Origin of the sequence: Shimia sp. MIT910701, from assembly GCF_047126315.1 — a bacterium.
Lineage (GTDB): Bacteria > Pseudomonadota > Alphaproteobacteria > Rhodobacterales > Rhodobacteraceae > Shimia.
In genome coordinates this window covers 3799634-3820695 of the sequence record NZ_CP138953.1, presented here as the reverse complement: position 1 = coordinate 3820695, position 21062 = coordinate 3799634, and the positions used below count along the sequence as shown (strand labels likewise).

Below are 21062 nucleotides of genomic sequence, written 5' to 3'. Positions count from 1 at the left end.
CTGTATGGCATATGATCTGCACGCTGTGCTGCGGGAGGACCTGTGATGTCCTCGCGTCGCGTGATTGTGCATATTGGGGCCCAGAAGACAGGGTCCAGCTCGCTGCACCGCTTTCTGGCGCGCAACCGGGACGCTTTGGCGGAACGGTTGGATATTCGTGTTCCGTCCAAAGGCTCTCTGACGCGGGAGTTGGGGCGGACCTGCACGCTGTACAGTATGCGGCCTGCGAAACATGAGGCGGACCTTGTCGCGCTGATAAGGCAGGTGCGTGATGAGCTGGACGGTGACGATCGGGTCTGTGTCATCAGCCACGAGAACATCTGTGGTGCGATGATGGGGCGTTCGGACGTGCGGGAGGTGTTCCCGAGTTTGTCCAACATCCTGCGCTTGTTTGAACAGTATCTGGCGCCGTTTGTACCGGACTACGTGCTCTACACCCGGGAGATGCAGGGCTGGAAGCGCAGCGTGCACAATCAGGCAGTGAAGTCCGATGGCTATGCGGGCACGCTGGAGAATTTCCTGGCCGAAACCGCAGACAGCCGGGGCTGGGGCGCTGTTCAGGCCGAGATGGAAGGTCTGGTGGGGGCGGACCGCGTGCGTGTGTTTGCGCTGGAAGACGAGACCACGCCTGAACGGCCGGGGCGGCAGCTGTTGCGCTTTGCCGGATTGACCGATGCCGAGATCGATACGCTAGAGCCGCTGGCCGGGCGGTCCAACCAGAGCCTCAACCCCGGGGCCTTAGAGTTTATGCGCCAACTCAACGAGTTGGCGCTCGCGCAGCCCGCCCGCAAGCAGGTGGCCGAGCTGATTAAGAACAATCAAACGCTTTTTGCCGATGGTCCGATGCCATCACAGAAAGCCTGAACAGGAACGAAGGTATGCGCATCGCGCGCGCCCACGTATAGGAAGGAAAGACCATGGTCGAATTTGCCCTCCCCAAGAACAGCCGGATTGTGACTGGCAAGACCTGGCCCAAGCCAGAAGGTGCGACCAACGTGCGTAAGTTCCGCATTTACCGCTGGAACCCGGATGACGGTAAGAATCCGCAGATCGACACATATTTCCTCGACATGGACAAATGTGGCCCGATGGTGCTGGACGCGCTGATCAAGATTAAAAACGAAATTGATCCAACGCTGACCTTCCGCCGCTCTTGCCGTGAGGGCATCTGTGGCTCCTGTGCGATGAACGTGGACGGGATCAACACGCTGGCCTGTATCTACGGTCTGGATGAGATCAAGGGCGACGTGAAAATCTACCCGCTGCCACACATGTCGGTTGTGAAAGACCTGATCCCGGATCTGACCCACTTTTACGCGCAGCACGCGTCGATCATGCCGTGGCTGGAAACCAAGACCAACCGTCCAGCAAAAGAATGGCGCCAGTCCATCGAGGATCGTAAAAAGCTGGATGGCCTGTATGAGTGTGTGATGTGCGCGTCTTGCTCCACCTCCTGCCCAAGCTACTGGTGGAACGGCGACAAATACCTCGGCCCAGCGGCGTTGCTGCACGCCTATCGCTGGATCATCGACAGCCGTGATGAAGCCACGGGCGAGCGCTTGGACGAACTGGAAGATCCGTTCAAGCTGTACCGCTGCCACACCATCATGAACTGTGCCAAGACTTGCCCGAAAGGTCTGAACCCGGCAAAGGCGATTGGCGAGATCAAGAAGATGCTGATCGAACGTCACGTGTAAAGCGCCGTTTCAGAAATATCGAAAGCCCGTCTGTTTCAGGGGGGCTTTTGTTTTGGGCAAAGATGTATCCCACCGCATACATTTGCAATTTTTGCATAGCATCGTTGCAGGATCAGCGGTTTACGGGCGCGTAATCCAACTTAAATTGGCGGGCGAGGGAGGACACCGGATTTACATGGAGTACCCCAATGTCCGCGTCTAAAAACGAGAGCCCTGAAGATTTTGCCGTCCGCGCGCAGGAAGTTCTGGAACAGGCCTATGGATATTACACCCAGCCACCGCGCATTGCAGAGGTGAAACCGTCTAGCGAGACCTACTATGAGTATGTTAAGGTTGCCTAAGCCACATGTGCTTGAGATGAGGAGCGCTCCGAATTTTCGGGGCGCTTTTTGTTTGCTCCAGGGCGCTGACGTTAGGTCTGGCTTGTTGCTGTGGGCCGCCTGCGGCTAGCCTTTCCCGAAACAGGGGAGGATGAGCCATGACCGATGTGATCATCGTGGGCGGCGGCTTGGCAGGGCTTGTGGCGGCCAATGAGGCGGCCAGCCGCGGGCGCAAGGTGCTGCTGCTGGATCAGGAAGGCGAGCAAAGCCTGGGGGGGCAGGCGTTTTGGTCTTTAGGTGGTTTGTTCATGGTGGATACGCCGGAACAGCGGCGTATGGGCATCAAGGACAGCCCGGAATTGGCGCTTGCCGATTGGATGGGCTCGGCGCAGTTTGATCGGGCAGAAGATGCCAATCCGCGTAAGGTGGCGGAGGCTTATCTGGAGTTTGCATCGGGGGAGATGCGTAGCTGGTTGAAAAGCATCGGCATGCGCTGGTTTCCGATTGTGGGCTGGGCCGAGCGGGGCGGCGAGATGGCGCATGGCCATGGCAACTCGGTGCCGCGGTTTCACATCACCTGGGGCACAGGGCCGGGTGTGGTTGCACCGTTTGAGCGGCTGGTCAGAGAGCACATTTCTGGCGGGCGTGTGGAATTGGCATTCCGGCGCAAAGTCACTGATCTGATTGTGGAAAATGGCGTTGTAAAAGGCGTGCGTGGGCAGGTGCTTTCTCAGGATGGTGCGGAGCGTGGGCGCTCGACCTCCCGGGAGGTGGTCGGCGAGTTTGAGCATCGGGCCGAGGCGGTGGTGATCACCTCCGGCGGGATTGGCGGCGACCATGACATGGTGCGGCGATATTGGCCGGAGGAGCGGCTGGGTAAGGCACCAAAGCGCATGGTGGCCGGGGTACCGGATTACGTAGACGGGCAGATGCAGCGGGTGGCCGAAGGGGCTGGCGCAGGTATCATCAATGGCGACCGGATGTGGCATTACACTGAAGGCTTGGCAAACTGGGATCCGATTTGGCCCAACCACGGCATACGCATTTTGCCGGGGCCAAGTTCGATGTGGTTTGATGCCTTGGGCGACCGGATGGAAGCGCCGTATCTGCCGGGCTTTGACAGTTTGGGGACGCTGAAACGGATTTTGGCGACGGGGCATGAGCACAGCTGGTTCATTCTGACCCAGAAAATCATCGAAAAAGAGTTTGCTTTGTCAGGGTCTGAGCAGAACCCGGACCTGACCTCTGGCAAGTGGTCGGAGGTGATTAGGCGTCGCTTGATGAACAAAGGCGCGCCGGGGCCGGTGGAGGCGTTTAAGGAGTATGGTGAGGATTTCGTGGTGGCCAACTCGTTGGAAGAGTTGGTTGCTGGTATGAACAAGATCACGCCGGATGTGCCTGTCACCCTTGAGAAAATCCGTTCTCAGATTGAAGCGCGGGATGCCCAGATTGACAACGCATACTGCAAGGACGCGCAGGTGACCGCCATTCGAGGTGCGCGGAACTATCGGGGAGACCGTCTGATCCGCACCGCCAAGCCGCATCGCATTCTAGACCCGAAGAACGGTCCGTTGATTGCGGTGCGCCTGAACATCCTAACACGCAAATCACTGGGTGGGTTGCACACGGATGTCACCGGACAGGTGTTGCGGCCGGATGGGAGCGCGTTTGAGGGGCTGTTTGCGGCCGGTGAAGTCGCGGGCTTTGGCGGTGGTGGGTATCACGGCTACAACGCCTTGGAAGGGACCTTCTTAGGGGGCTGCATCTTCTCCGGAAGAGCGGCAGGACGGAGCGTCTAGACCACTTTCTGATCTGTGTTATCCTCCCAATATTGTTAAAAAGTTGGGAGGAAACGTTATGAAGAAACTTGTGGCCGCATTGGCGATTATGCTGAGTTCTCAGGTCTTTGCAGGGGAAACGCCGTCGCCGGATGGGGCGAAGGTGTATTTCATCAACCTCAGCGATGGCGATTCTGTGGAGGCACCGTTTGTGGTGAATTTTGGCCTGTCCGGGATGGGGGTTGCGCCTGCCGGTACGGAGAAAGAGAACACCGGGCATCACCATATTTTCATCAACCGCCCGCCGCTTGGTGAAGGTGCAGAGGATGCGGAATTGATGGAGAACGGCGTGCCAACGGACGACAACCATCGGCATTTTGGTGGAGGTCAGACCGAGGTGACGCTGGATTTGCCTGCTGGCACGCACACATTGCAGCTGGTTTTGGGGGATGAATTTCACGTGCCACACAACCCGCCTGTGGTGTCTGAGGTGATCACCATCACCGTGAAATAACACGGCTTTTTGCATTGCAAGACCGTCTGGTCGGGGGCAGGATCGGGGCATGACAGACATGCCTTTGCCCCCCGCCGATGCAGACGACCGCCGCGCGATCAAGCCGGTGATCTGCTATCCAAATGAGACTCTGCCGGAGGCGCCATTGGCGCTTTATAAGGCGGCGCGTGCGACTGCCACAAAGGTGGATGAGGTTCTGATACCGGCGCGGGATGCGCGGTGTTTTGAGGTGCCTGCGGGGCAGTTTTTTCGGATTTCCTCTGTGGAAGGCCCGCAGGTTGGGGACCTGAATCTGTGGAATTCCAAAGACCTGAGTGAGCGGTTTTTCTCCGGCAAAACAAGGGCTTTGCACGGTACGCACATTACCACGGGTGAGCGGATGTGGACCAGCCTGCCGACCTTGCGGCCAATGGCGACCATCGTCGAGGACACGTTGGGCTGGTACGGCATCGATGCCTTTGGCGGGTCGGTGCACGACGTCATTGGCACGCGCTGTGATCCTTACACCGGCAACCTGTTGGCGGGGGATCATTACCACTATTGCTGTCACTCCAATCTGACCCGTGCTTTGGCAGCGCATACGGGCATGTCGCTGCAGGAGGCAGAGCCCTATGTGCATGATGTTCTTAATGTTTTCATGTGCACCGGCTTCACGCGCGACACCGGGCAATACTTCATGAAAGCCAGTCCCGTGCGGCCGGGAGACTATCTGGAGTTCTTTGCCGAGATTGATCTTTTGGGGGCGCTGAGCGCCTGTCCGGGAGGCGATTGTTCCAGTGAGCACAGCTCCGACACGGCGGCGTGTTACCCGATGTTGGTGGAGGTGTTTGCACCGGAAGAGGGCACCTTGAGGGATTGGAAATCGCCCACGATCAATGGCTACGATAGAAGCCACGGACTGGCGCGTTAACCTTCAAAAAACCACGTCGGTATTGTGTCGGTATCACGACTGTATCGCGGAGGTGCGCGTTTTGGGGCGCAGAGCCGCGTTAACGTTTAAGCACGGCGGATGCCGGCTTGGCACGTCGCTGAAACTGAGAAAAGGGACGGTAATTTGATGATGCGTCGAGAAATGATTTTGGCAAGCGGTGCGGTGGGGCTATCGGGGCTTTGGGGAACGTTGGGTTCGGCAGCGTCTGGCGGTTTCTTTGTACCTGCCGAAGAAGAGCCACATCAGAGAACCTTCATGCAATGGCCCGCGAGCCGTCAGGTTCACTCTGATCCGGTGTTTCGAAAAATGGCACAGCAAACCATAGCTGATATTGCCAATTCGATTTCCGAGTTTGAGGAAGTGGTCATGCTGGCTGCTGCGGAAGATCATCGCGAAGCGCGTACGATGCTGGCTGAAGCGGTTTTACTTTGGGATATTCCGACCGAGGACTTGTGGTGTCGGGATTCTGGGCCGATCTTTGTGACAAACGGCCAGGAGGAGTTAGCCGTTAGCCATATTCAGTTCAATGGTTGGGGGGAGAAGCAGGTCAACCGGCAGGACAGTCAGATAGCCAGAAGGGTTGCAGAAAGACTGGGGCTGCCGTTGTTGCCATCAGGATTGCGGGGCGAGGCCGGGGGCGTTGAGCAAGACGGCCATGGTCTACTGATGGCGCATGAGAGCAGCTGGGTGAATGAAAACCGCAACCCGGGGATGTCGCGTGACCTGGTCGAAGAGAAGCTTCTTCGGGCCTATGGTGCAGAGCAGATGATTTGGTCAGAAGGGGTTTGGAACGAAGACATCACAGACTACCACATCGACAGTTTGGCGCGTTTTACCGGACCTGGTCGCGTCTTGATAAACTTACCGGATGACGCGGATCCGCACGACCCCTTCCATTTGGCAGGGATCAAGACCCATAACCGTCTTGTGGCGGCAGGGATGGAAGTTGAGGTGATCCCTGAGCCATATGAACGTCGGGTACAGAGTTATGATTTTGTCGCATCTTATGCGAATTACTACGTTTGCAACGGTGCTGTCATTGCCGCAGAGTTCGGTGATCGGGAGACAGACGAGATCGCGCGGGCGGCGCTGGCGCGCCACTATCCGGGGCGCGACATTGTGATGCTGAATGTCGACCTGTTGGGAGAAATGGGCGGCGGCATTCATTGTGCGACACAGCAGATGCCCGCGGTGTAAAGCATCGAAGCTTACTCGGAGATGGTGCTAACTTGCTTTGCTAGGGTGCTTTGCCTTATGCCTGTAGCTCCGCGTCCCAATAGAGGTAGTCCATCCAGCTGTCATGCAGGAAGTTGGGGGGGAACTTGCGACCCATGTTGCGCAGTTCTTCGGAGCCGGGCTGGCGCGGCGGTTTGCGCAGGCTCATGCGGGCTTGCCGGAGGCTTTTGGAGCCCTTTTTGAGATTGCAGGGGGAGCAGGCCGCAACCACGTTCTCCCAACTGGTGATCCCGCCTGCGGCGCGAGGGATCACGTGGTCAAACGTCAAGTCGCCCCGTGAGCCACAATACTGGCAACAAAAACCATCCCGCAGAAAAAGATTAAAGCGCGTGAAGGCCACGCGCTTTTGCAATTTCACATAGTCTTTGAGCACCACGACGGAAGGGATCCGGATTTCAGTAGAAGGGCTGCGCACCACATGGTCGTATTCGGCCACGATATCGACCCGATCCATGTAAGCGGCTTTGATCGCGTCCTGCCAAGGCCATAGCGACAGCGGGTAGTAGGAGAGGGGGCGGTAGTCTGCATTGAGAACCAATGCCGGATGATGCTTCAATCCGCCGGGATGTCGCGTGAATTCCGTCCTAAAATCGCCGTCCATAAGGGTACTCCCTCGCTGCGTTCGTGCCGCAGTGGCACGAGGCCTATGACCACTATATCTCGTGTCTCAACTCTGACAAGCCTCACAATATGCGTGATCTCCATTTGTGATAAGGCAGGTGCAGAGTTTCATGGATGGGTGACGGATTTATGACGTCAGATGCCTAAACCGCATTCACCCCACCTGTTTTACGGGCGGGGTGAGGAGGTGGTTTAGCTTTGCGCCGTGGTCGCTTACCAGAATTTGGCGCCCGAGATGTCGAAGGTTTTGGAGAGCGTAAGAGCAAAGCGGGTCTCGTCTTGCGCGATCATGCCGCCGATGCCGTGGCGGCCGATGGCGTTGGTCGCCTGTGCGTCCACCGAAAAGCCGGAGTTGCCAAGGTGATAGCGCGCGCCTGCCGCCCAGGTGGTGTCGTTGCCGTCCCGACCGATAGGCGTGACTTCCGCCATCAGCTCAAGGCCGTTGTCAAAATTGTATCCAATGCCCATGCCAAGACCGACAAGTTCCGTGCTGCCCCAGGCGGCAATCTTTGGGCTGGCCGTGAGGGAGAACCCGTTGCGCGCGCGATAATTGGCTGTCAGGTCCGTATAAAAGACACCTACTTTTTGCGAGGCAGAGCTGATCTGTCGGCCGTAAAGCATACGACCCGCCAGAGAAAACGGGTTGCCGTTGTTCTGATCCATCAGGCGCAGTTTCGGACCAATCATGTAGCGCACGTTTGTGGTTGGCACCAGATTGGCGTTTGCGGTGGCGTTGTCTGCGAATTGCTCGAAGATGAACTGCAGCTCAACGTCACGATCCGGGCTGAAGTTAATCGAGGCACCGGCATTGTTTTCGCTGCCGTACCAGAGGTCGGCGCGGACAAGGCCTGGGTCCAGCGTGGCTGCGGAGCCGAGGGTGAACCCGTCCTGCTGGGCGTTGAGCTGTGGCCGGGTCGTTGGCAGGGACAGTGTGCGGTAGCTTTCATCTCGCTTGTCGCCCGGCGTATAGATCAGGCGGCCGCCAACCATCAGGTGGTCGCCGTCCGGCCAGAAGGTCCAGGTGCTTGTGGCTGGGGAGACGCCAAAGCCGTTGGTCACATAGCCTTCAAAGGCAACGCGTGGGGTGACGTTGTAGCGGCCACCGGCGGACCAGACCGGTTTGGTCACCCATTCGCCACTGCTCGCTATGGTGTTGGGGCTTCCCACGGAGGATTCGACGGTGCCAAACAGGGACAGGCGGGGGTGGGCCTTGTAGGACACACCGGCGCCCATAGTGACCATATTGCCGTAGAATTGTCCGCCGTCGATTTCATCCGGACCCAAAGTGATGCCCGGGGTGAAATGCACCTGTAGCTTTGGATTGACAGTGTAGGTGATCGGCATTTTTAACGCGCCGATGGCGACGTTGGATTGCGGGCGGAAAAAGTTGCCCCAGAGGTCGGTCTGCATTTTGGTGAAGACCTCAGCCGATCCAAGGGCGGCGATGGCCCAGCGGTCATCTTTGTAGAGCTGGTATTTGCCCCAAAGCGCGAGCTGGTTGGTTTCGAGCTGTGGAATGCGCTCCGGACCGACGCCGGGGAAGCCGTTGATTGGGCCACCCACCGGATCAATGTAGTTTTGCAGCTCAAACCCGAGGTTGAAGCGGTCGGAGAAGGCGTAGACGCCGCCGCCGTGGTAGTTCTGGTTGCCGGTGCCTGCGCGGTCGCTTGGGCTGGTCTGGCGGGCGCCAACGGTCAGCTCCAGCGTGCCCTTTGGGTAGAGGTTGCCTGTTTCAAGCGAGACAATGCGCGTTGGACCGTTGTCCAGCGGATTGACGCTTTGGGCCGAAGTCGTCGCAGGGATCAAAGCGGTGGCGCAAAGAAAGCCGGCAAGCTTGGCGCTGTTGGAGGTCAGGCGGAATGCGGGCGTTTTGGGGCTGTCAGAGTGCAACACGGTGAAATCCAATACATCAAATCTTAGGTTTTCTTACCGCAGGGGGCCGATGGCGCAAAAGGCTTTTGCGCTATCGGGACTGCGATTGCTGCGAAAATGCGCAGGCCGTGGCCTTAAAGGCCCAGTTTGTCGCGCATGAAGGCGAGCGCCACGCTCAGGCCGTCGGGTGCAATGCCGTGGGCCGTGCCTTTCATAATGTGGGCGTAGACATCGGTGAAGCCGGCCTCTTGCAGGGCTTCGGCGGCCTGAGGCAGGGATTGCGGCGGCACCACGTCGTCCTGGTCCCCGTGCACCAGCAGGATCGCCGGTTTGCTGATGGCTTCGTCCTTGAGCAGGTCTGGCTGAAGCAGTCGGCCGGAGAAGGCGACGATGCCGGCGAGTTCGTCTTCGCGGCGGGGGGCGACATGCAGGCTCATCATGGTGCCTTGCGAGAAACCAAAGAGCACAACCTGTTCCGGCAGGAGGTCTTCGTCGACCATCACGGCATCCAGGAAGGCGTTGAGGTCTTCGACGGCGGCCATCATGCCGCGTTCGCTTTCCTCTTCGGAGGAGCCGTCGATCCAGGGGATTGGGAACCATTGGCGGCCCATCGGCATGCCCGGGATTTCTTCGGGCGCGTCTGGCGCGAGGAAGAGCGTGTCGGGCAGGTGCTCGGCCAGCGGATCGGCTAGGCCCATGAGGTCCGCGCCGTTGGCGCCGTAGCCGTGCAGGAAAATCACCGCAGAGCGGGTTTCGCCGGAAACCGGTTCCTTGCGTTGAGCTTGCAATACACGTGTCATGGAGGGCCCCTTGTCTGTGGTGGCTGCGGCTGCAGCAGTTAGGGGCGTGTGTGGCATGTCAGGCGGCCTGTCGCAAGATGCGCGTGGCCGCCTGAAGGGATGTGTTGCCGATCAGGCGAAGGCGGCTTCGAGCGCGATTTCGACCATATCGCCGAAGGATTTTTCGCGGTCTTCAGACGGCAGGGCTTCGCCGGTCAGAAGGTGGTCGGAAATGGTCAGAACGGCCAGCGCGCGTACGTTGTGGCGGGCGGCGAGATTGTAAAGTTCGGCCGCTTCCATCTCGACGCCAAGAATGCCGTGGCGCACCATTTGTTCGTTGAGGTCCGGGCGCTCGTCATAGAACACGTCGGAGCTGTAGATGCCGCCAACATGGGTTGGGGTGCCCTTGGCTTCGGCCGCATCAGCCGCAGCGCGCAACAGCCCGTAATCGGCGCATGGGGCGAAGTTCAGCTCCTTAAAGATGCCGCGTGATGGGGTGGAGAGGGTGGAGGCAGTCATGGCAACGACAACGTCGCGCACCTTGACGTGCTCCTGCATGCCGCCTGCGGAACCAATGCGGATCAGGGTTTTGGCGCCGTAGTCCTTGATCAGCTCGTTGACGTAGATCGACAGGGACGGCATGCCCATGCCGGAGCCGTGGATGGTGACACGGTTGCCTTTCCACATGCCGGTGAAGCCGAGCATACCACGCACTTCGTTCACCAGTTTCACATCGGTGAGGAAGGTCTCCGCCGCCCATTTGGCGCGGTAGGGATCGCCTGGCAGAAGAACGGTTTCTGCGATGTCTCCGGGTTGGGCTCCGATGTGTACAGTCATGGCAATTCCTTTTGTTTTTCTATGGGCGCAGAGCGTTGCCCTTTGGGCAAACGTATAAGAGTGAATCAGATGGTCAAAATTCTAGCGCGGCACAAGGCAAAAATCTGAAAAACATCTGCTGGAAAAAGCAAAAGCCGAAGCGGGCCTGATGGCGCACTCCGGCTTTGTCGGTTGGCTCGGAAACCGGGATCAGATTTCCATGGCGTCCGGCGCAATGCCTGCTGCTAGGGCTTCGTCAAACCACTTCGGCTTGCGGCCTTTGCCGGTCCAGGTTTTGGTTTTGTCTTCTGGATGGGCGTATTTTGGCACGCCTTTCATCAACCCGCCGCGCTTTTTGCCGGAGACGCTGGCCAGCTCTTCCAAAGAGAAGCCGTATTTTTCGGCGGCTTCCTCGATGGCTTTCAGCGCATCAGTTTTGCGTTGCGCTTCGCGTTTTTCCAGTTGGATATCGATCTGCGCGCGCAGGTCAATCAACGCTTCGCGGCTCATATCTTCCAAATTCATTTTGGACCGTCCATTCGCTTATTCCGATTGACTTACATTTTCACAGGCAGAAATAGGGATATGCAAGGCGGAAGACTATTTTTGCGTGATGGGTTCTGAATTTTACAATTATAAGTTGCGAGTATGGTTTTCCTTACCCGCAAAATCTGCGCTGGTCTCATTTTTTGAGACCGCTTTCTCGGTGCACCAACGCTTACTCGGCCGCCACAGCGTCGGGATTCGCCAATGTGACAATGTCGCCCATGATGGTGTTGAGTTCGAAGTCCTTTGGGGTATAGACCCGCGCCACACCCATGGCGCGCAAACGCTCTGCGTCTTCGTCAGGAATGATACCGCCGACGATAACAGGCGTGTCGCCTAATCCGGCATCACGCATACGCTGCATCAGGTCTTCAACCAACGGGATGTGCGAGCCCGACAGGATCGACAAACCCACCACATGGGCCGCGTCTTCCAACGCTTTGGCCACAATCTCTTCGGGTGTTAGGCGGATGCCGTCATAGGTGATGTCCATGCCGCAGTCGCGGGCACGGAAGGCGATTTGCTCGGCACCGTTGGAGTGGCCGTCAAGTCCCGGTTTGCCAATGAAAAATTTTAGGCGGCGGCCCAGTTTGTCAGACACGGCGTCCACGGCATTGCGCAGATCGTCGAGACCTTCGGTTTTGTTGGAGGGGGCACCGGATACGCCGGTCGGGCCGCGGTATTCGCCGTGCACAACGCGCATTTGTGCGGCCCATTCGCCAGTTGTGACACCTGCCTTGGCGGCGGCAATAGAAGCGGGCATGATGTTGTCGCCATTGGCCGCCGCAGCGTGCAGATCTGCGAGGGCTTTTTCAACGGCCGCGCTGTCGCGCTGATTGCGCCATTCGGACAGACGAGAAATCTGTTCCTGCTCTACGGCTGGGTCCACCACCATGATGCCACCATCACCGGTCATCAACGGAGAGGCCTCGCCTTTCTGGAATTTGTTCACGCCCACCACCACGGTCTCACCGGCTTCGATGCGGTTGAGGCGTTCGGCGTTGCTGTCCACAAGGCGGGATTTCATATAATCGATCGCGCCAATCGCGCCGCCCATGCTTTCCAAATTGGCCAATTCACGGCGTGCGCCGTCTTTTAGCTCTTCGACTTTGGAATCCACCGCCGGGTTTCCGTCAAACAGATCGTCGTATTCGAGAAGATCGGTTTCAAAGGCCATGATTTGTTGCATGCGCATGGACCATTGCTGATCCCATGGGCGTGGCAATCCAAGCGCTTCGTTCCAGGCGGGCAATTGCACGGCGCGGGCGCGGGCCTTTTTGGACAGGGTCACAGCCAGCATTTCGATGAGAATACGGTAGACGTTATTTTCTGGCTGTTGTTCGGTCAGGCCCAGAGAGTTGACCTGCACCCCATAGCGGAAGCGGCGGGATTTGGGGTCAGTCACGCCATAGCGGTCCACCAGGATTTCATCCCAGAGGTCCACAAAGGCGCGCATCTTGCACATCTCAGTCACAAAGCGGATGCCCGCGTTCACAAAGAAGGAGATACGGCCACAAAGGCGTGGGAAGTCTTCTTCGGCCACGCGAGGCTTTAGCGCGTCAAGCACTGCAATGGCGGTGGCCAAGGCAAAGGCCAGTTCCTGTTCTGGCGTCGCGCCTGCCTCTTGTAGGTGGTAGGAACAGACGTTCATCGGGTTCCATTTGGGCACGTTGGTGTAGCAGTATTCGGCCACATCCGCGATCATCTTCAGGCTGGGCTCCGGCGGGCAGATGTAGGTGCCGCGGCTCAGGTACTCTTTGATCAGATCGTTTTGCACCGTGCCTTGCAGCTTGGCGACATCGGCGCCTTGCTCTTCGGCCGTGGCGATGTAGAGCGCAAGCAACCAAGGCGCGGTGGCGTTGATTGTCATGGAGGTGTTCATCTGCTCCAGCGGAATCTGGTCAAACAGGGTGCGCATGTCGCCCAGGTGGCAGACCGGCACGCCGACTTTGCCCACTTCGCCGCGCGCCAGGATGTGGTCGCTGTCATAACCGGTCTGGGTGGGGAGGTCGAAGGCCACGGACAGGCCGGTCTGGCCTTTTTCTAGGTTGGAGCGGTAGAGCGCGTTGGACGCCTTGGCGGTGGAATGGCCGGCGTAGGTTCGAATCAACCACGGACGATCCTTGGCAGGTTTATCGGCGGGCTGGTTTTGCTGCGTCTGCGACATGTTTCATTCCTCTGCTGGGGGTCATACGTGGACCTAGCAACAATCTTTCGTTTGAGCGTATGTACGCGAAACATCCTTTGCAAGTCAATTCGCTGCGTTGCGGCAAAATCGTTCTGTTGGTGGGGAGATCACTGGGGTACGCGTGCGCGAAGTCTATTGCGCCCGCGCGCGCGGTGTAGTCAGAGTCATTTCATGACATCGACGATTGAGCTCCCCCTTTGGCTTTTTGTACTGATCCTGCTGTTTGCGGTGGTCACAGCGGCCAGTCACTTGCTTTTCCCCTCGGTGCGCTGGTTCTTCCGGCGTCGGATGGAGCGCGTGGTGGCGCGGCTGAACGAGCGGTTGGAGCGGCCCATTGAGCCGTTCAAGCTGGCGCAGCGCCACGACATGATCGAGCGGCTGATCTATCAGCCCGATGTGACCCGCGCAGTTGCAGAACACGCAGCAGAGGAAGGGATTCCCGAGGCCGTGGCCTTTGAGACGGCCAAGCGCTACGCGGGCGAGATTGTGCCGTCGTTTTCGGCCACCATGTATTTTGGCGTCGCCATCAAGATTGCGCGATTCCTGAGCCGGGCATTTTATCGTGTGCGGTTGACCCATGTGGATGAGGCGGCGCTGGACGCGATCCCGCAGGAGAGCACCATCGTTTATGTGATCAATCACAAGAGCAACATGGATTATGTGTTGGTGACCTATCTGGCCGCGCGGCGCGGGGCGTTGTCCTATGCGGTGGGGGAATGGGCGCGGGTTTGGCCGCTCAGCCGGTTGATCCGGGCGATGGGGGCGTACTTTATCAGGCGCAAGTCGCGCAACGATCTCTATCGCAAGGTGCTGGCGGCTTATGTCCGGTTGGCGACCGAAGCGGGGGTAGCCCAGGCGATGTTCCCGGAGGGGCGGTTGTCGCTGACCGGGGCGCCGCAGGACCCGAAGCTGGGGCTGATCAAATACATCACCGATGCGTACCAGCCTGAGGGGCGCGATGTGGTGTTTGTGCCGGTGGCGATAAATTATGACCGCGTGCTGGAAGACCGCATCCTGTTGGAATCGGCGGCGCGGGGCGGGAAGGGGTTCCGGGCGCGGATTTCGGTGATTGTGGGGTTCTTCTTCAAACAACTGTTGTTGCGGCTGCGCGGAAAAGTGCATCGCTTTGGCAATGCCACGGTGCGCTTTGGACGGCCTGTATCGCTCACGGAGTTCTCCAAGGACGTATCCGGTGATGTGGCCAAACCGCTGGGTGTGGAGTTGATGCGGCGCATCAACGGGGTGGTGCCAATCTTGCCGGTGCCGCTGATGGCGTATATTTTTGAGCAGGCCGCCGGGCCTTTGTCGCAGAAGGATGTGAAAGACGCCTTTGCGGCGCGGCTGGCGGCGCTGCCGCAGTCTCGGGCACGGTTTATGCGGGAGGTGCCGGAGGAGGCGATAGACAGCGCGCTGAAGACTTTGGTGGGGCGGCGGGTGCTGTTGGAGAGTGACGGCACGTTTTCTGTGAACAAGGACCAGGCGGAGATCCTGCGGTTTTACGCCAATTCCATAAGGCATTTGATGGGGTGATTGTGCGATTGCAGCAATTCATGCTGCGCCTGCTGGGTCATAAAATTACAAAAACACCTTCATGAAGGTTGCAATGTTACCTCGCCATCCGTATCACGGTGGCAGGAACGCGATTCTGCATCGCGGCGAAACGACCAATCAGGAGGCGAAGATGGCTCTGGATACTGAAAACGGCATTGCGACCTACGACGCACCACAGAAAGACCTGTACGAAGTGGGCGAAATGCCTCCGATGGGACATGTCCCAAAACAGATGTACGCGTGGGCGATCCGCCGCGAGCGTCAAGGTGAGCCGAACCAGGCGATGCTGCAGGAAGTTGTCGACGTGCCAACGCTGGACAGCCACGAAGTGCTGGTTCTGGTGATGGCCGCGGGCGTGAACTACAACGGTGTTTGGGCCGGCCTCGGTGTTCCGATCTCCATGTTCGACGTGCACAAGCAGCCCTATCACATCGCAGGCTCCGATGCGTCCGGCATCGTTTGGGCCGTGGGTGACAAGGTGAAGCGCTGGAAAGTGGGCGACGAAGTTGTGATCCACTGCAACCAGGATGACGGCGACGACGAGCACTGTAACGGCGGCGATCCGATGTTCTCCGACAGCCAGCGCATCTGGGGCTATGAAACGCCTGACGGCTCCTTCTCTCAGTTCACCCGTGTGCAAGCACAGCAGTTGATGCCGCGTCCCAAGCACCTGACCTGGGAAGAAGCAGCCTGTTATACGCTGACGCTGGCAACTGCTTACCGGATGCTGTTTGGCCACGAGCCACACGATCTGAAGCCAGGCCAGAACGTTCTGGTATGGGGCGCGTCCGGTGGTCTGGGGTCTTATGCGATCCAGCTGATCAACACCGCTGGCGCCAACGCGATTGGCGTGATTTCGGACGAGAGCAAGCGTGACTTTGTCATGGGGCTTGGCGCGAAAGGCGTGATCAACCGCAACGACTTCAACTGCTGGGGTCAGCTTCCAACCGTGAACACGCCGGAATACAACGACTGGCTGAAAGAGGCGCGCAAATTTGGCAAGGCGATCTGGGAGATCACCGGCAAAGGCGTGAACGTGGACATGGTGTTTGAGCACCCGGGGGAGAAGACGTTCCCTGTGTCCTCGCTGGTCTGTAAAAAAGGCGGCATGGTTGTGATCTGCGCCGGTACGTCTGGCTTCAACTGTACCTTTGACGTGCGCTACATGTGGATGCATCAGAAGCGTCTGCAGGGCTCCCACTTTGCCCACTTGAAGCAGGCTGCGGCCGCCAACCAGTTGATGGTGGAGCGTCGTCTGGACCCATGCATGTCTGAAGTGTTCCCTTGGGCCGAGCTGCCGGAAGCGCACATGAAAATGTATCGCAACGAACACAAGCCGGGCAACATGTCGGTGCTGGTGCAGGCGCCAAAGACCGGGCTGCGCACGCTGGAAGATGTGCTCGACGCGGGCAAGTAACACGCACGGATCATAAAACGGTTTCCCCCGTTTTCCTCCAGCCCCCGGAGCCGCCTGGCTTCGGGGGTCTTTTCATGTCTGGGACCGTGGTGATTGCAGGGCGTCTTGCGCTGAGCGCTTGACCACTTGGTGCGAATCACGACAAGTAAACTTGTCATTTAGAGAAGGATGCTAGTCATGCCCAGTTCCACGTATTCGCAAATTTCCGTGTTTGTCGCCGTCTGTATCGGAGTCGCGTTTTTCTTTGTTTTTGAGGTGTCTTTTGTGGCCAACATCATCTTTTCTGCGCTTTGCATTCTGTGGGCCGGTTGGGTGTTTTTCTCGATTTTCCGGGATCAGGATGAGTTGAAGTGGGCCAGTGTGCGCTACGCATTGGCCACGGCAAGTTCCGTTGGGGTGCCGCTGTCATTGGCGTTTGTCATGCTGATGGTGACGATGCCCGCTTTGCAGAATGTCGTTTCCAGTGTCGCGGCGATGTCTGGCAGTGGATTGCCACTCTCGGCGGTTGGATTTGGCCTGGGCGTCACCTTTGCGATGATTGTGATGAGCGCCGTGTTTGTGATCAGCCAATCCTTTTGGTGGGTGTCTAGGCGCTAGGCCAGCAAAACGGAGTGGTGTCATGAAGAACAAAATTCGGGTGCTGCGTGCTGAGCGACGATGGACACAGGCCGATCTGGCCGCGTCGCTTGGCGTTTCGCGCAATTCGATAAACGCCATTGAAAACGGGAAGTACGACCCATCGTTGCCTTTGGCCTTTCGGATTGCGCGGGTGTTTGAGCTATCGATTGAGGAGATCTTTGAGGAGGAGGGTGTCTAGGGGGCAAAGTGCCTTCGCCTACCGGCAGCAAGCAGCCAACCGGTGCGCGCGGAACATTGTGTTTGACGCAGGCAGGAAACTCGCGCGGATCGAAAAAAAGCGGTTTCCCGCGTTGGCCTCTTCGCCCGGTGGCTCAAGGTTTCAATTGGCCGCACAATTTCTTGTTTGGGCATTTCACTTTTTGGAAAGGTCTCCCGCTTAGGCCTTTGCATTAGTCTTTTAGCGGAGTGTCAAAATGAACATCAAAACCACCCTTGCGGCATGTGCCTTTTCCGTCTTAGCTGCGGCGTCTTCAATGGCCGAGACCCTTACTTTTGCAGCAGGCGAATGGGCGCCTTATATCGGCTCAGAGTTGCCAGACAATGGCCTGCATACTCAGCGTGTACGCGAAGTGATGAAGTCGGCAGGCTATGACATTGAGCTTGAGTACATGCCGTGGAAGCGATCCTTTGAGATGACCAAGAAAGGCGACTTTGTTGCGACGTTTTCTTGGTCACGCACGGACGAACGTGTGGATGAGTTCTACTACCCAGAAGTGCCAGTGGACGGTCAGACAGATGTGATTTTTTACAGCCGGACCAAGTATCCAGACGGCTTGAATGTGACCTCAATTGACGACATTCAAGCGCAGGGCCTCTCTGTCATTGGCTATGCGGGATATTGGTATGAAGCGGAATACCAGAAGCGCGGCATGGACATGCGCACAGTGACATCTGCAGAAAGTGCGTGGAAAATGTTGCAGTCCGGCCGGGCGGATGTGCTGATCGAAAACAGAGTTGTTGGTGAGTTGTCTTTGAATGAGGTTCTGGGCGACGAAGCAAGTGATATTGGCGAGGCAGCTGAGGTGCGATCCGCTCCTGTCTATGTCCTGTTTTCTCGCCAGCATCCTGACGGGGAAGCCCTGCGGGATGCTTGGGACGCGCACGCGAAGTAACTTCCAATACTTCATTTCTAAAGAGAGCCTTCGTCTGCAATAACGGGGGCTTTTTATTGCCAGTGCTCTGTTAGACATGTTGGGGGAGCGAGACATGAAGCGCATTGACCTACATTATTGTAACGAATTCCCCTGGACGCCCTTAAGCGGCTGGGCAGGCGCAAAGTCAGTGGGGTGGGTGCTCAAGTTCACGAAAAGTGGACAGCCAATGAGGCCAGATTCCGTCTCACACCCATTTCTGGTTCAAAGGAAAAAGTGGTGTTTGATGCATGTGCATTTCCAGAAAGTGGATTTGCTGTTTGCAACGCCGCAAGAGCTCAGATTGTTTCTGGAAGTCATGGGGCGCAATCCACTTCCTTCCGGTCCCTCATTGCTTGAAGGGTGGCCATTTCCGGGAAGACCAAACGCGCATTGGCTCTCGCGACTTCCGAAAAGGGCGAAACCATGGAAGTACCGCCAGGCGATTTGCCGATACCTGTCGCAATCTCCTGATGTGAAATGTTTCCTTGCTTTCTACGAAAATGAACCTGTGAAGTTCGAATTTGAATATGTTTTTGATACCTGCATTGAAGCGTACAAAGCGTATCAATTGACATTCTCAACGAAAAAAGATGTCACGACTTAGTGAGAGGCGAAGGGATTAGAAAGGCAAATTAAAGGGGGTCTATAGTTGGGGAGGTCTGGCGCTGTCTGACGGCGCGTTTGTGGCCTTTGTTTCGGGTTCAAGACGAAACCCGCTGGCCCCCAATCGCTGCCCGCTATAGGGTCGCGCCATGAGCAGTACCTCCATCACATTCAGCCATGACCAGGCCGAGGCCTTCGACAATATCTCCGCCTTGCTGAAAGGATTGGGGGTGGATTTGGACGAGGGTCTTTTGACGCCTGCCACCGAAGGCAAACAGGCGATTGCCGCGGTAACCGGCAAGGCCGGGTCGGGCAAGACGTTGTTGCTGTCGGAGATGGTGAAGGCGCTGGAAGGCGCGGGGGTGGATATTGTCTCCGGCGACTATGAAGGCAAGCGCAAGAAAGATCACCGGACGTTGGCGATTTTGGCGCCGACCAACAAAGCGGCGAGTGTGTTGCGGATGCGCGGCGTGCCGGCGACGACCATTCACCGGATCATCTATACGCCGGTCTATGACCCTGAGTATGAGAAGATCGCCGAGTGGCTGGCGGACAATGGTGAGCGGCCGGATATTGAGGGGCTCACAGATGAGGCTCTGGATCGGGCGGCGGAGTTTTACAAGCTGCACAAGTCCATTCCAGGCGCTTTGGCGGCGGCTGGGCTGCGGGGCAGTGATTTCATCACCGGTTGGAAGCGGCGGGATGATCCGCTGGACATCGGGTTTATCGACGAAAGCTCGATGCTGGATGACAAGCAGTTTGACGATCTGAAAGAGATTTTCAGCACGTTGGTGCTGTTTGGAGATCCCGCGCAGCTGGCGCCGGTGAACCAATCGGGCGCGATGGTGTTTGATAAGTTGCCCGCACCGGCGGTCTATAATCTGGAGCGCATTCACCGCCAGGACGCGGACAATCCGATTTTGGATCTGGCGCATGCTCTGGCCGACCCGCAGCTGGAGTTCCATGACTTTGAGCGCATGGTGGAGGACACCGCGCGCAAGGATGATCGGGTGCAGTTTGCCCAGCGGGTTGAGGTCGACCTGATGGCGCGCTCGCCGGTGTTGGTGTGGCGCAATGCGACGCGTATCCGGCTGATCAACGCGTTTCGCATGGTGCATGACGCGCCGGAAGATGAGCTGCTTGAGGGCGAGCCGCTGATCTGTGACGGGATCGAGTTGCCGATGAAACACCGTAAGAAGCGGCTGGATCTGGAGGCGCGGGGGCTGATCAAAGGCGCGCAGGTGATTTATCTGGGGCCGGGCCGCAAGCCGGGGTTTTCGCGGCTGCATGTGATGGGCGCGGAGGATCCGCGCGTGTCGGCGGCGTCGATTGTGAAGATCGAGATGCCGGATGAAGAAGAGCCGTTTATTCCCTATGCGGCGCGGATGGGGGCAACGTTCCTGCACGGGGCGGCGGTGACCATTCACAAGGCGCAGGGCTCTCAGTGGGAGAACGTGCAGGTGTTTGCGCCGGACCTTTATGTGGCTGCACGCATGAACCGCAGCGAGGCGGGGCAGCCGTTGTGGAAGCGGTTGGCTTATGTGGCGATTACGCGGGCGAGCGAGCGGCTGCATTGGGTGGTGCGCAATCGGCTGGCAAAGCCGTCGGGGCCGCTGGACGTGAGTGATTTGACGGTGGCGCCTGCGCCGCTGGAGTTGATGGCGCAGGAGGAAAGCGCGTGAAGAGCATCATTGTGACCGGCGCGAGCCAGGGGATTGGCAGGGCGACAGCGGTGGCCTTTCTGGACGCTGGTTGGCGGGTTGGTGTGTTGGCGCGCAGCGAAGAGAAGCTGCAAGCGATAGCCGACGAGTATGTGAACGCGGTGCCGTTGGTGGCGGATGTGACCGACGCGGCGGCGATGGAGAGCGCGTTTGCGCGGTTTGTGGCGCGCGCCGAACGTCTGGATGCGCTGTTCAACAATGCAGGCATGTTTGGCCCTGCCGGGTCGATTGATGAGATCGATCTGGGCGGCTTTGACCAGGTGCTGGATATCAATGTGCGCGGCATGTTTATTGCCGCCAAGCTGGCCTATGCGCAGATGCGGCGGCAGGTGCCGCAGGGCGGGCGGATCATCAACAATGGGTCACTCAGCGCGCATGTGCCACGCGAAGGTTCGGTATGCTACACGCTCACAAAACATGCGGTAACCGGGCTGACCCGGGCCTTGTCGCTGGACGGGCGGCCGTATGACATTGCCTGTGGTCAGATCGATATTGGCAACGCGGAGACCGATATGGTGGCGGGGTTGAACGCGGCGCTGGTGGCGGATGGCAAAGCCCCCAATGCCACGATGGATGTGCAGGATGCGGCGCGGTCTGTGCTGCATATGGCGGAGATGTCGCTCAATGCAAATGTGCAGTTCATGACAGTGATGGCGACCAAGATGCCTTACATCGGGCGCGGTTAAGCCCTCCCATTGTA

The 21062-nt window shown here is 58.1% G+C and carries 21 protein-coding genes; 15 read left to right on the top strand and 6 right to left on the bottom strand.

Features of this window, described 5'->3' with window-relative positions; genetic code table 11:
- The first annotated feature begins 45 nt into the window (after positions 1 to 45).
- The 7 genes from SIB38_RS18560 (at position 46) to SIB38_RS18530 (ending at position 6437) form a co-directional block, all read left to right on the top strand.
- Positions 46 to 864, top strand: a complete 819-nt coding sequence (locus tag SIB38_RS18560; RefSeq protein ID WP_412550792.1) for a hypothetical protein — start codon at positions 46 to 48, stop codon at positions 862 to 864.
- Between the two features lie 53 nt (positions 865 to 917).
- Positions 918 to 1697 (top strand): succinate dehydrogenase iron-sulfur subunit, encoded by a 780-nt coding sequence (locus SIB38_RS18555; protein WP_294116405.1) that lies wholly within the window; start codon positions 918 to 920, stop codon positions 1695 to 1697.
- Positions 1698 to 1885: 188 nt separating this feature from the next.
- A complete protein-coding gene (locus SIB38_RS18550; RefSeq protein WP_294116404.1) occupies positions 1886 to 2038 on the top strand; it encodes a hypothetical protein in 153 nt (50 codons plus the stop codon).
- A gap of 137 nt (positions 2039 to 2175) precedes the next feature.
- Positions 2176 to 3816: an FAD-binding dehydrogenase gene (locus tag SIB38_RS18545; protein ID WP_294116402.1), complete on the top strand. Its 1641-nt coding sequence runs from the start codon at positions 2176 to 2178 to the stop codon at positions 3814 to 3816.
- A 58-nt stretch (positions 3817 to 3874) separates the two neighbouring features.
- Positions 3875 to 4309: a DUF4399 domain-containing protein gene (locus SIB38_RS18540; protein ID WP_294116401.1), complete on the top strand. Its 435-nt coding sequence runs from the start codon at positions 3875 to 3877 to the stop codon at positions 4307 to 4309.
- A gap of 49 nt (positions 4310 to 4358) precedes the next feature.
- On the top strand, positions 4359 to 5219 hold the full coding sequence (locus SIB38_RS18535) for an urea carboxylase-associated family protein (RefSeq protein ID WP_412550791.1): 861 nt from the start codon (positions 4359 to 4361) through the stop codon (positions 5217 to 5219).
- Positions 5220 to 5366: 147 nt separating this feature from the next.
- On the top strand, positions 5367 to 6437 hold the full coding sequence (locus SIB38_RS18530; protein WP_412550790.1) for an agmatine deiminase family protein: 1071 nt from the start codon (positions 5367 to 5369) through the stop codon (positions 6435 to 6437).
- A 55-nt stretch (positions 6438 to 6492) separates the two neighbouring features.
- On the opposite strand, the gene SIB38_RS18525 is transcribed toward SIB38_RS18530, so the two are convergent.
- From SIB38_RS18525 to SIB38_RS18500, 6 genes are all read right to left on the bottom strand, one after another.
- On the bottom strand, positions 6493 to 7077 hold the full coding sequence (locus SIB38_RS18525; RefSeq protein ID WP_294116398.1) for an HNH endonuclease: 585 nt from the start codon (positions 7075 to 7077) through the stop codon (positions 6493 to 6495).
- 233 nt (positions 7078 to 7310) lie between these two features.
- Positions 7311 to 8990, bottom strand: coding sequence for a hypothetical protein (locus SIB38_RS18520; RefSeq protein ID WP_412550789.1), 1680 nt, complete (start codon positions 8988 to 8990; stop codon positions 7311 to 7313).
- Between the two features lie 113 nt (positions 8991 to 9103).
- On the bottom strand, positions 9104 to 9769 hold the full coding sequence (locus SIB38_RS18515; RefSeq protein WP_294116394.1) for an alpha/beta hydrolase: 666 nt from the start codon (positions 9767 to 9769) through the stop codon (positions 9104 to 9106).
- A gap of 111 nt (positions 9770 to 9880) precedes the next feature.
- The gene (gene deoD / locus SIB38_RS18510; protein ID WP_294116393.1) at positions 9881 to 10585 is read right to left on the bottom strand and encodes a purine-nucleoside phosphorylase; all 705 of its coding nucleotides are present in this window, start codon (positions 10583 to 10585) and stop codon (positions 9881 to 9883) included.
- A 189-nt stretch (positions 10586 to 10774) separates the two neighbouring features.
- A complete protein-coding gene (locus tag SIB38_RS18505; protein WP_294116392.1) occupies positions 10775 to 11089 on the bottom strand; it encodes an H-NS histone family protein in 315 nt (104 codons plus the stop codon).
- Positions 11090 to 11282: 193 nt separating this feature from the next.
- Positions 11283 to 13277, bottom strand: coding sequence for a methylmalonyl-CoA mutase family protein (locus tag SIB38_RS18500; protein WP_412550788.1), 1995 nt, complete (start codon positions 13275 to 13277; stop codon positions 11283 to 11285).
- Between the two features lie 192 nt (positions 13278 to 13469).
- Here SIB38_RS18500 and SIB38_RS18495 point away from each other — a divergent pair, with 192 nt between their 5' ends.
- From SIB38_RS18495 to SIB38_RS18460, 8 genes are all read left to right on the top strand, one after another.
- Positions 13470 to 14828, top strand: a complete 1359-nt coding sequence (locus SIB38_RS18495) for a 1-acyl-sn-glycerol-3-phosphate acyltransferase (protein WP_294116390.1) — start codon at positions 13470 to 13472, stop codon at positions 14826 to 14828.
- A 151-nt stretch (positions 14829 to 14979) separates the two neighbouring features.
- Entirely contained in the window at positions 14980 to 16266 is a 1287-nt protein-coding gene (ccrA, locus tag SIB38_RS18490; RefSeq protein ID WP_294116389.1) for a crotonyl-CoA carboxylase/reductase, read from the top strand.
- Positions 16267 to 16443: 177 nt separating this feature from the next.
- A complete protein-coding gene (locus tag SIB38_RS18485) occupies positions 16444 to 16863 on the top strand; it encodes a hypothetical protein (protein ID WP_412550787.1) in 420 nt (139 codons plus the stop codon).
- A gap of 22 nt (positions 16864 to 16885) precedes the next feature.
- Entirely contained in the window at positions 16886 to 17083 is a 198-nt protein-coding gene (locus SIB38_RS18480) for a helix-turn-helix transcriptional regulator (protein ID WP_294116387.1), read from the top strand.
- 235 nt (positions 17084 to 17318) lie between these two features.
- Complete coding sequence (locus tag SIB38_RS18475; RefSeq protein WP_294116386.1) at positions 17319 to 18017, top strand: substrate-binding periplasmic protein; 699 nt, start codon at positions 17319 to 17321, stop codon at positions 18015 to 18017.
- A gap of 94 nt (positions 18018 to 18111) precedes the next feature.
- On the top strand, positions 18112 to 18642 hold the full coding sequence (locus tag SIB38_RS18470; protein WP_294116385.1) for a hypothetical protein: 531 nt from the start codon (positions 18112 to 18114) through the stop codon (positions 18640 to 18642).
- Positions 18643 to 18790: 148 nt separating this feature from the next.
- Positions 18791 to 20323 (top strand): ATP-dependent DNA helicase, encoded by a 1533-nt coding sequence (locus SIB38_RS18465; protein WP_294116384.1) that lies wholly within the window; start codon positions 18791 to 18793, stop codon positions 20321 to 20323.
- Positions 20320 to 21048: an SDR family oxidoreductase gene (locus tag SIB38_RS18460; protein WP_294116383.1), complete on the top strand. Its 729-nt coding sequence runs from the start codon at positions 20320 to 20322 to the stop codon at positions 21046 to 21048. Before SIB38_RS18465 ends, SIB38_RS18460 begins: the two co-directional genes overlap by 4 nt.
- The last annotated feature ends 14 nt before the right edge of the window (positions 21049 to 21062 follow it).

What these genes read in the sequence shown, in the direction of transcription:
- SIB38_RS18560 (WP_412550792.1), top strand. Translation starts at nt 46, where the DNA reads ATGTCCTCGCGTCGCGTGATTGTGCATATTGGGGCCCAGAAGACAGGG.
- SIB38_RS18555 (WP_294116405.1), top strand. Translation starts at nt 918, where the DNA reads ATGGTCGAATTTGCCCTCCCCAAGAACAGCCGGATTGTGACTGGCAAG.
- SIB38_RS18550 (WP_294116404.1), top strand. Translation starts at nt 1,886, where the DNA reads ATGTCCGCGTCTAAAAACGAGAGCCCTGAAGATTTTGCCGTCCGCGCG.
- SIB38_RS18545 (WP_294116402.1), top strand. Translation starts at nt 2,176, where the DNA reads ATGACCGATGTGATCATCGTGGGCGGCGGCTTGGCAGGGCTTGTGGCG.
- SIB38_RS18540 (WP_294116401.1), top strand. Translation starts at nt 3,875, where the DNA reads ATGAAGAAACTTGTGGCCGCATTGGCGATTATGCTGAGTTCTCAGGTC.
- SIB38_RS18535 (WP_412550791.1), top strand. Translation starts at nt 4,359, where the DNA reads ATGACAGACATGCCTTTGCCCCCCGCCGATGCAGACGACCGCCGCGCG.
- SIB38_RS18530 (WP_412550790.1), top strand. Translation starts at nt 5,367, where the DNA reads ATGATGCGTCGAGAAATGATTTTGGCAAGCGGTGCGGTGGGGCTATCG.
- SIB38_RS18525 (WP_294116398.1), bottom strand. Translation starts at nt 7,077, where the DNA reads ATGGACGGCGATTTTAGGACGGAATTCACGCGACATCCCGGCGGATTG.
- SIB38_RS18515 (WP_294116394.1), bottom strand. Translation starts at nt 9,769, where the DNA reads ATGACACGTGTATTGCAAGCTCAACGCAAGGAACCGGTTTCCGGCGAA.
- deoD (WP_294116393.1), bottom strand. Translation starts at nt 10,585, where the DNA reads ATGACTGTACACATCGGAGCCCAACCCGGAGACATCGCAGAAACCGTT.
- SIB38_RS18505 (WP_294116392.1), bottom strand. Translation starts at nt 11,089, where the DNA reads ATGAATTTGGAAGATATGAGCCGCGAAGCGTTGATTGACCTGCGCGCG.
- SIB38_RS18500 (WP_412550788.1), bottom strand. Translation starts at nt 13,277, where the DNA reads ATGTCGCAGACGCAGCAAAACCAGCCCGCCGATAAACCTGCCAAGGAT.
- SIB38_RS18495 (WP_294116390.1), top strand. Translation starts at nt 13,470, where the DNA reads ATGACATCGACGATTGAGCTCCCCCTTTGGCTTTTTGTACTGATCCTG.
- ccrA (WP_294116389.1), top strand. Translation starts at nt 14,980, where the DNA reads ATGGCTCTGGATACTGAAAACGGCATTGCGACCTACGACGCACCACAG.
- SIB38_RS18485 (WP_412550787.1), top strand. Translation starts at nt 16,444, where the DNA reads ATGCCCAGTTCCACGTATTCGCAAATTTCCGTGTTTGTCGCCGTCTGT.
- SIB38_RS18480 (WP_294116387.1), top strand. Translation starts at nt 16,886, where the DNA reads ATGAAGAACAAAATTCGGGTGCTGCGTGCTGAGCGACGATGGACACAG.
- SIB38_RS18475 (WP_294116386.1), top strand. Translation starts at nt 17,319, where the DNA reads ATGAACATCAAAACCACCCTTGCGGCATGTGCCTTTTCCGTCTTAGCT.
- SIB38_RS18470 (WP_294116385.1), top strand. Translation starts at nt 18,112, where the DNA reads ATGAAGCGCATTGACCTACATTATTGTAACGAATTCCCCTGGACGCCC.
- SIB38_RS18465 (WP_294116384.1), top strand. Translation starts at nt 18,791, where the DNA reads ATGAGCAGTACCTCCATCACATTCAGCCATGACCAGGCCGAGGCCTTC.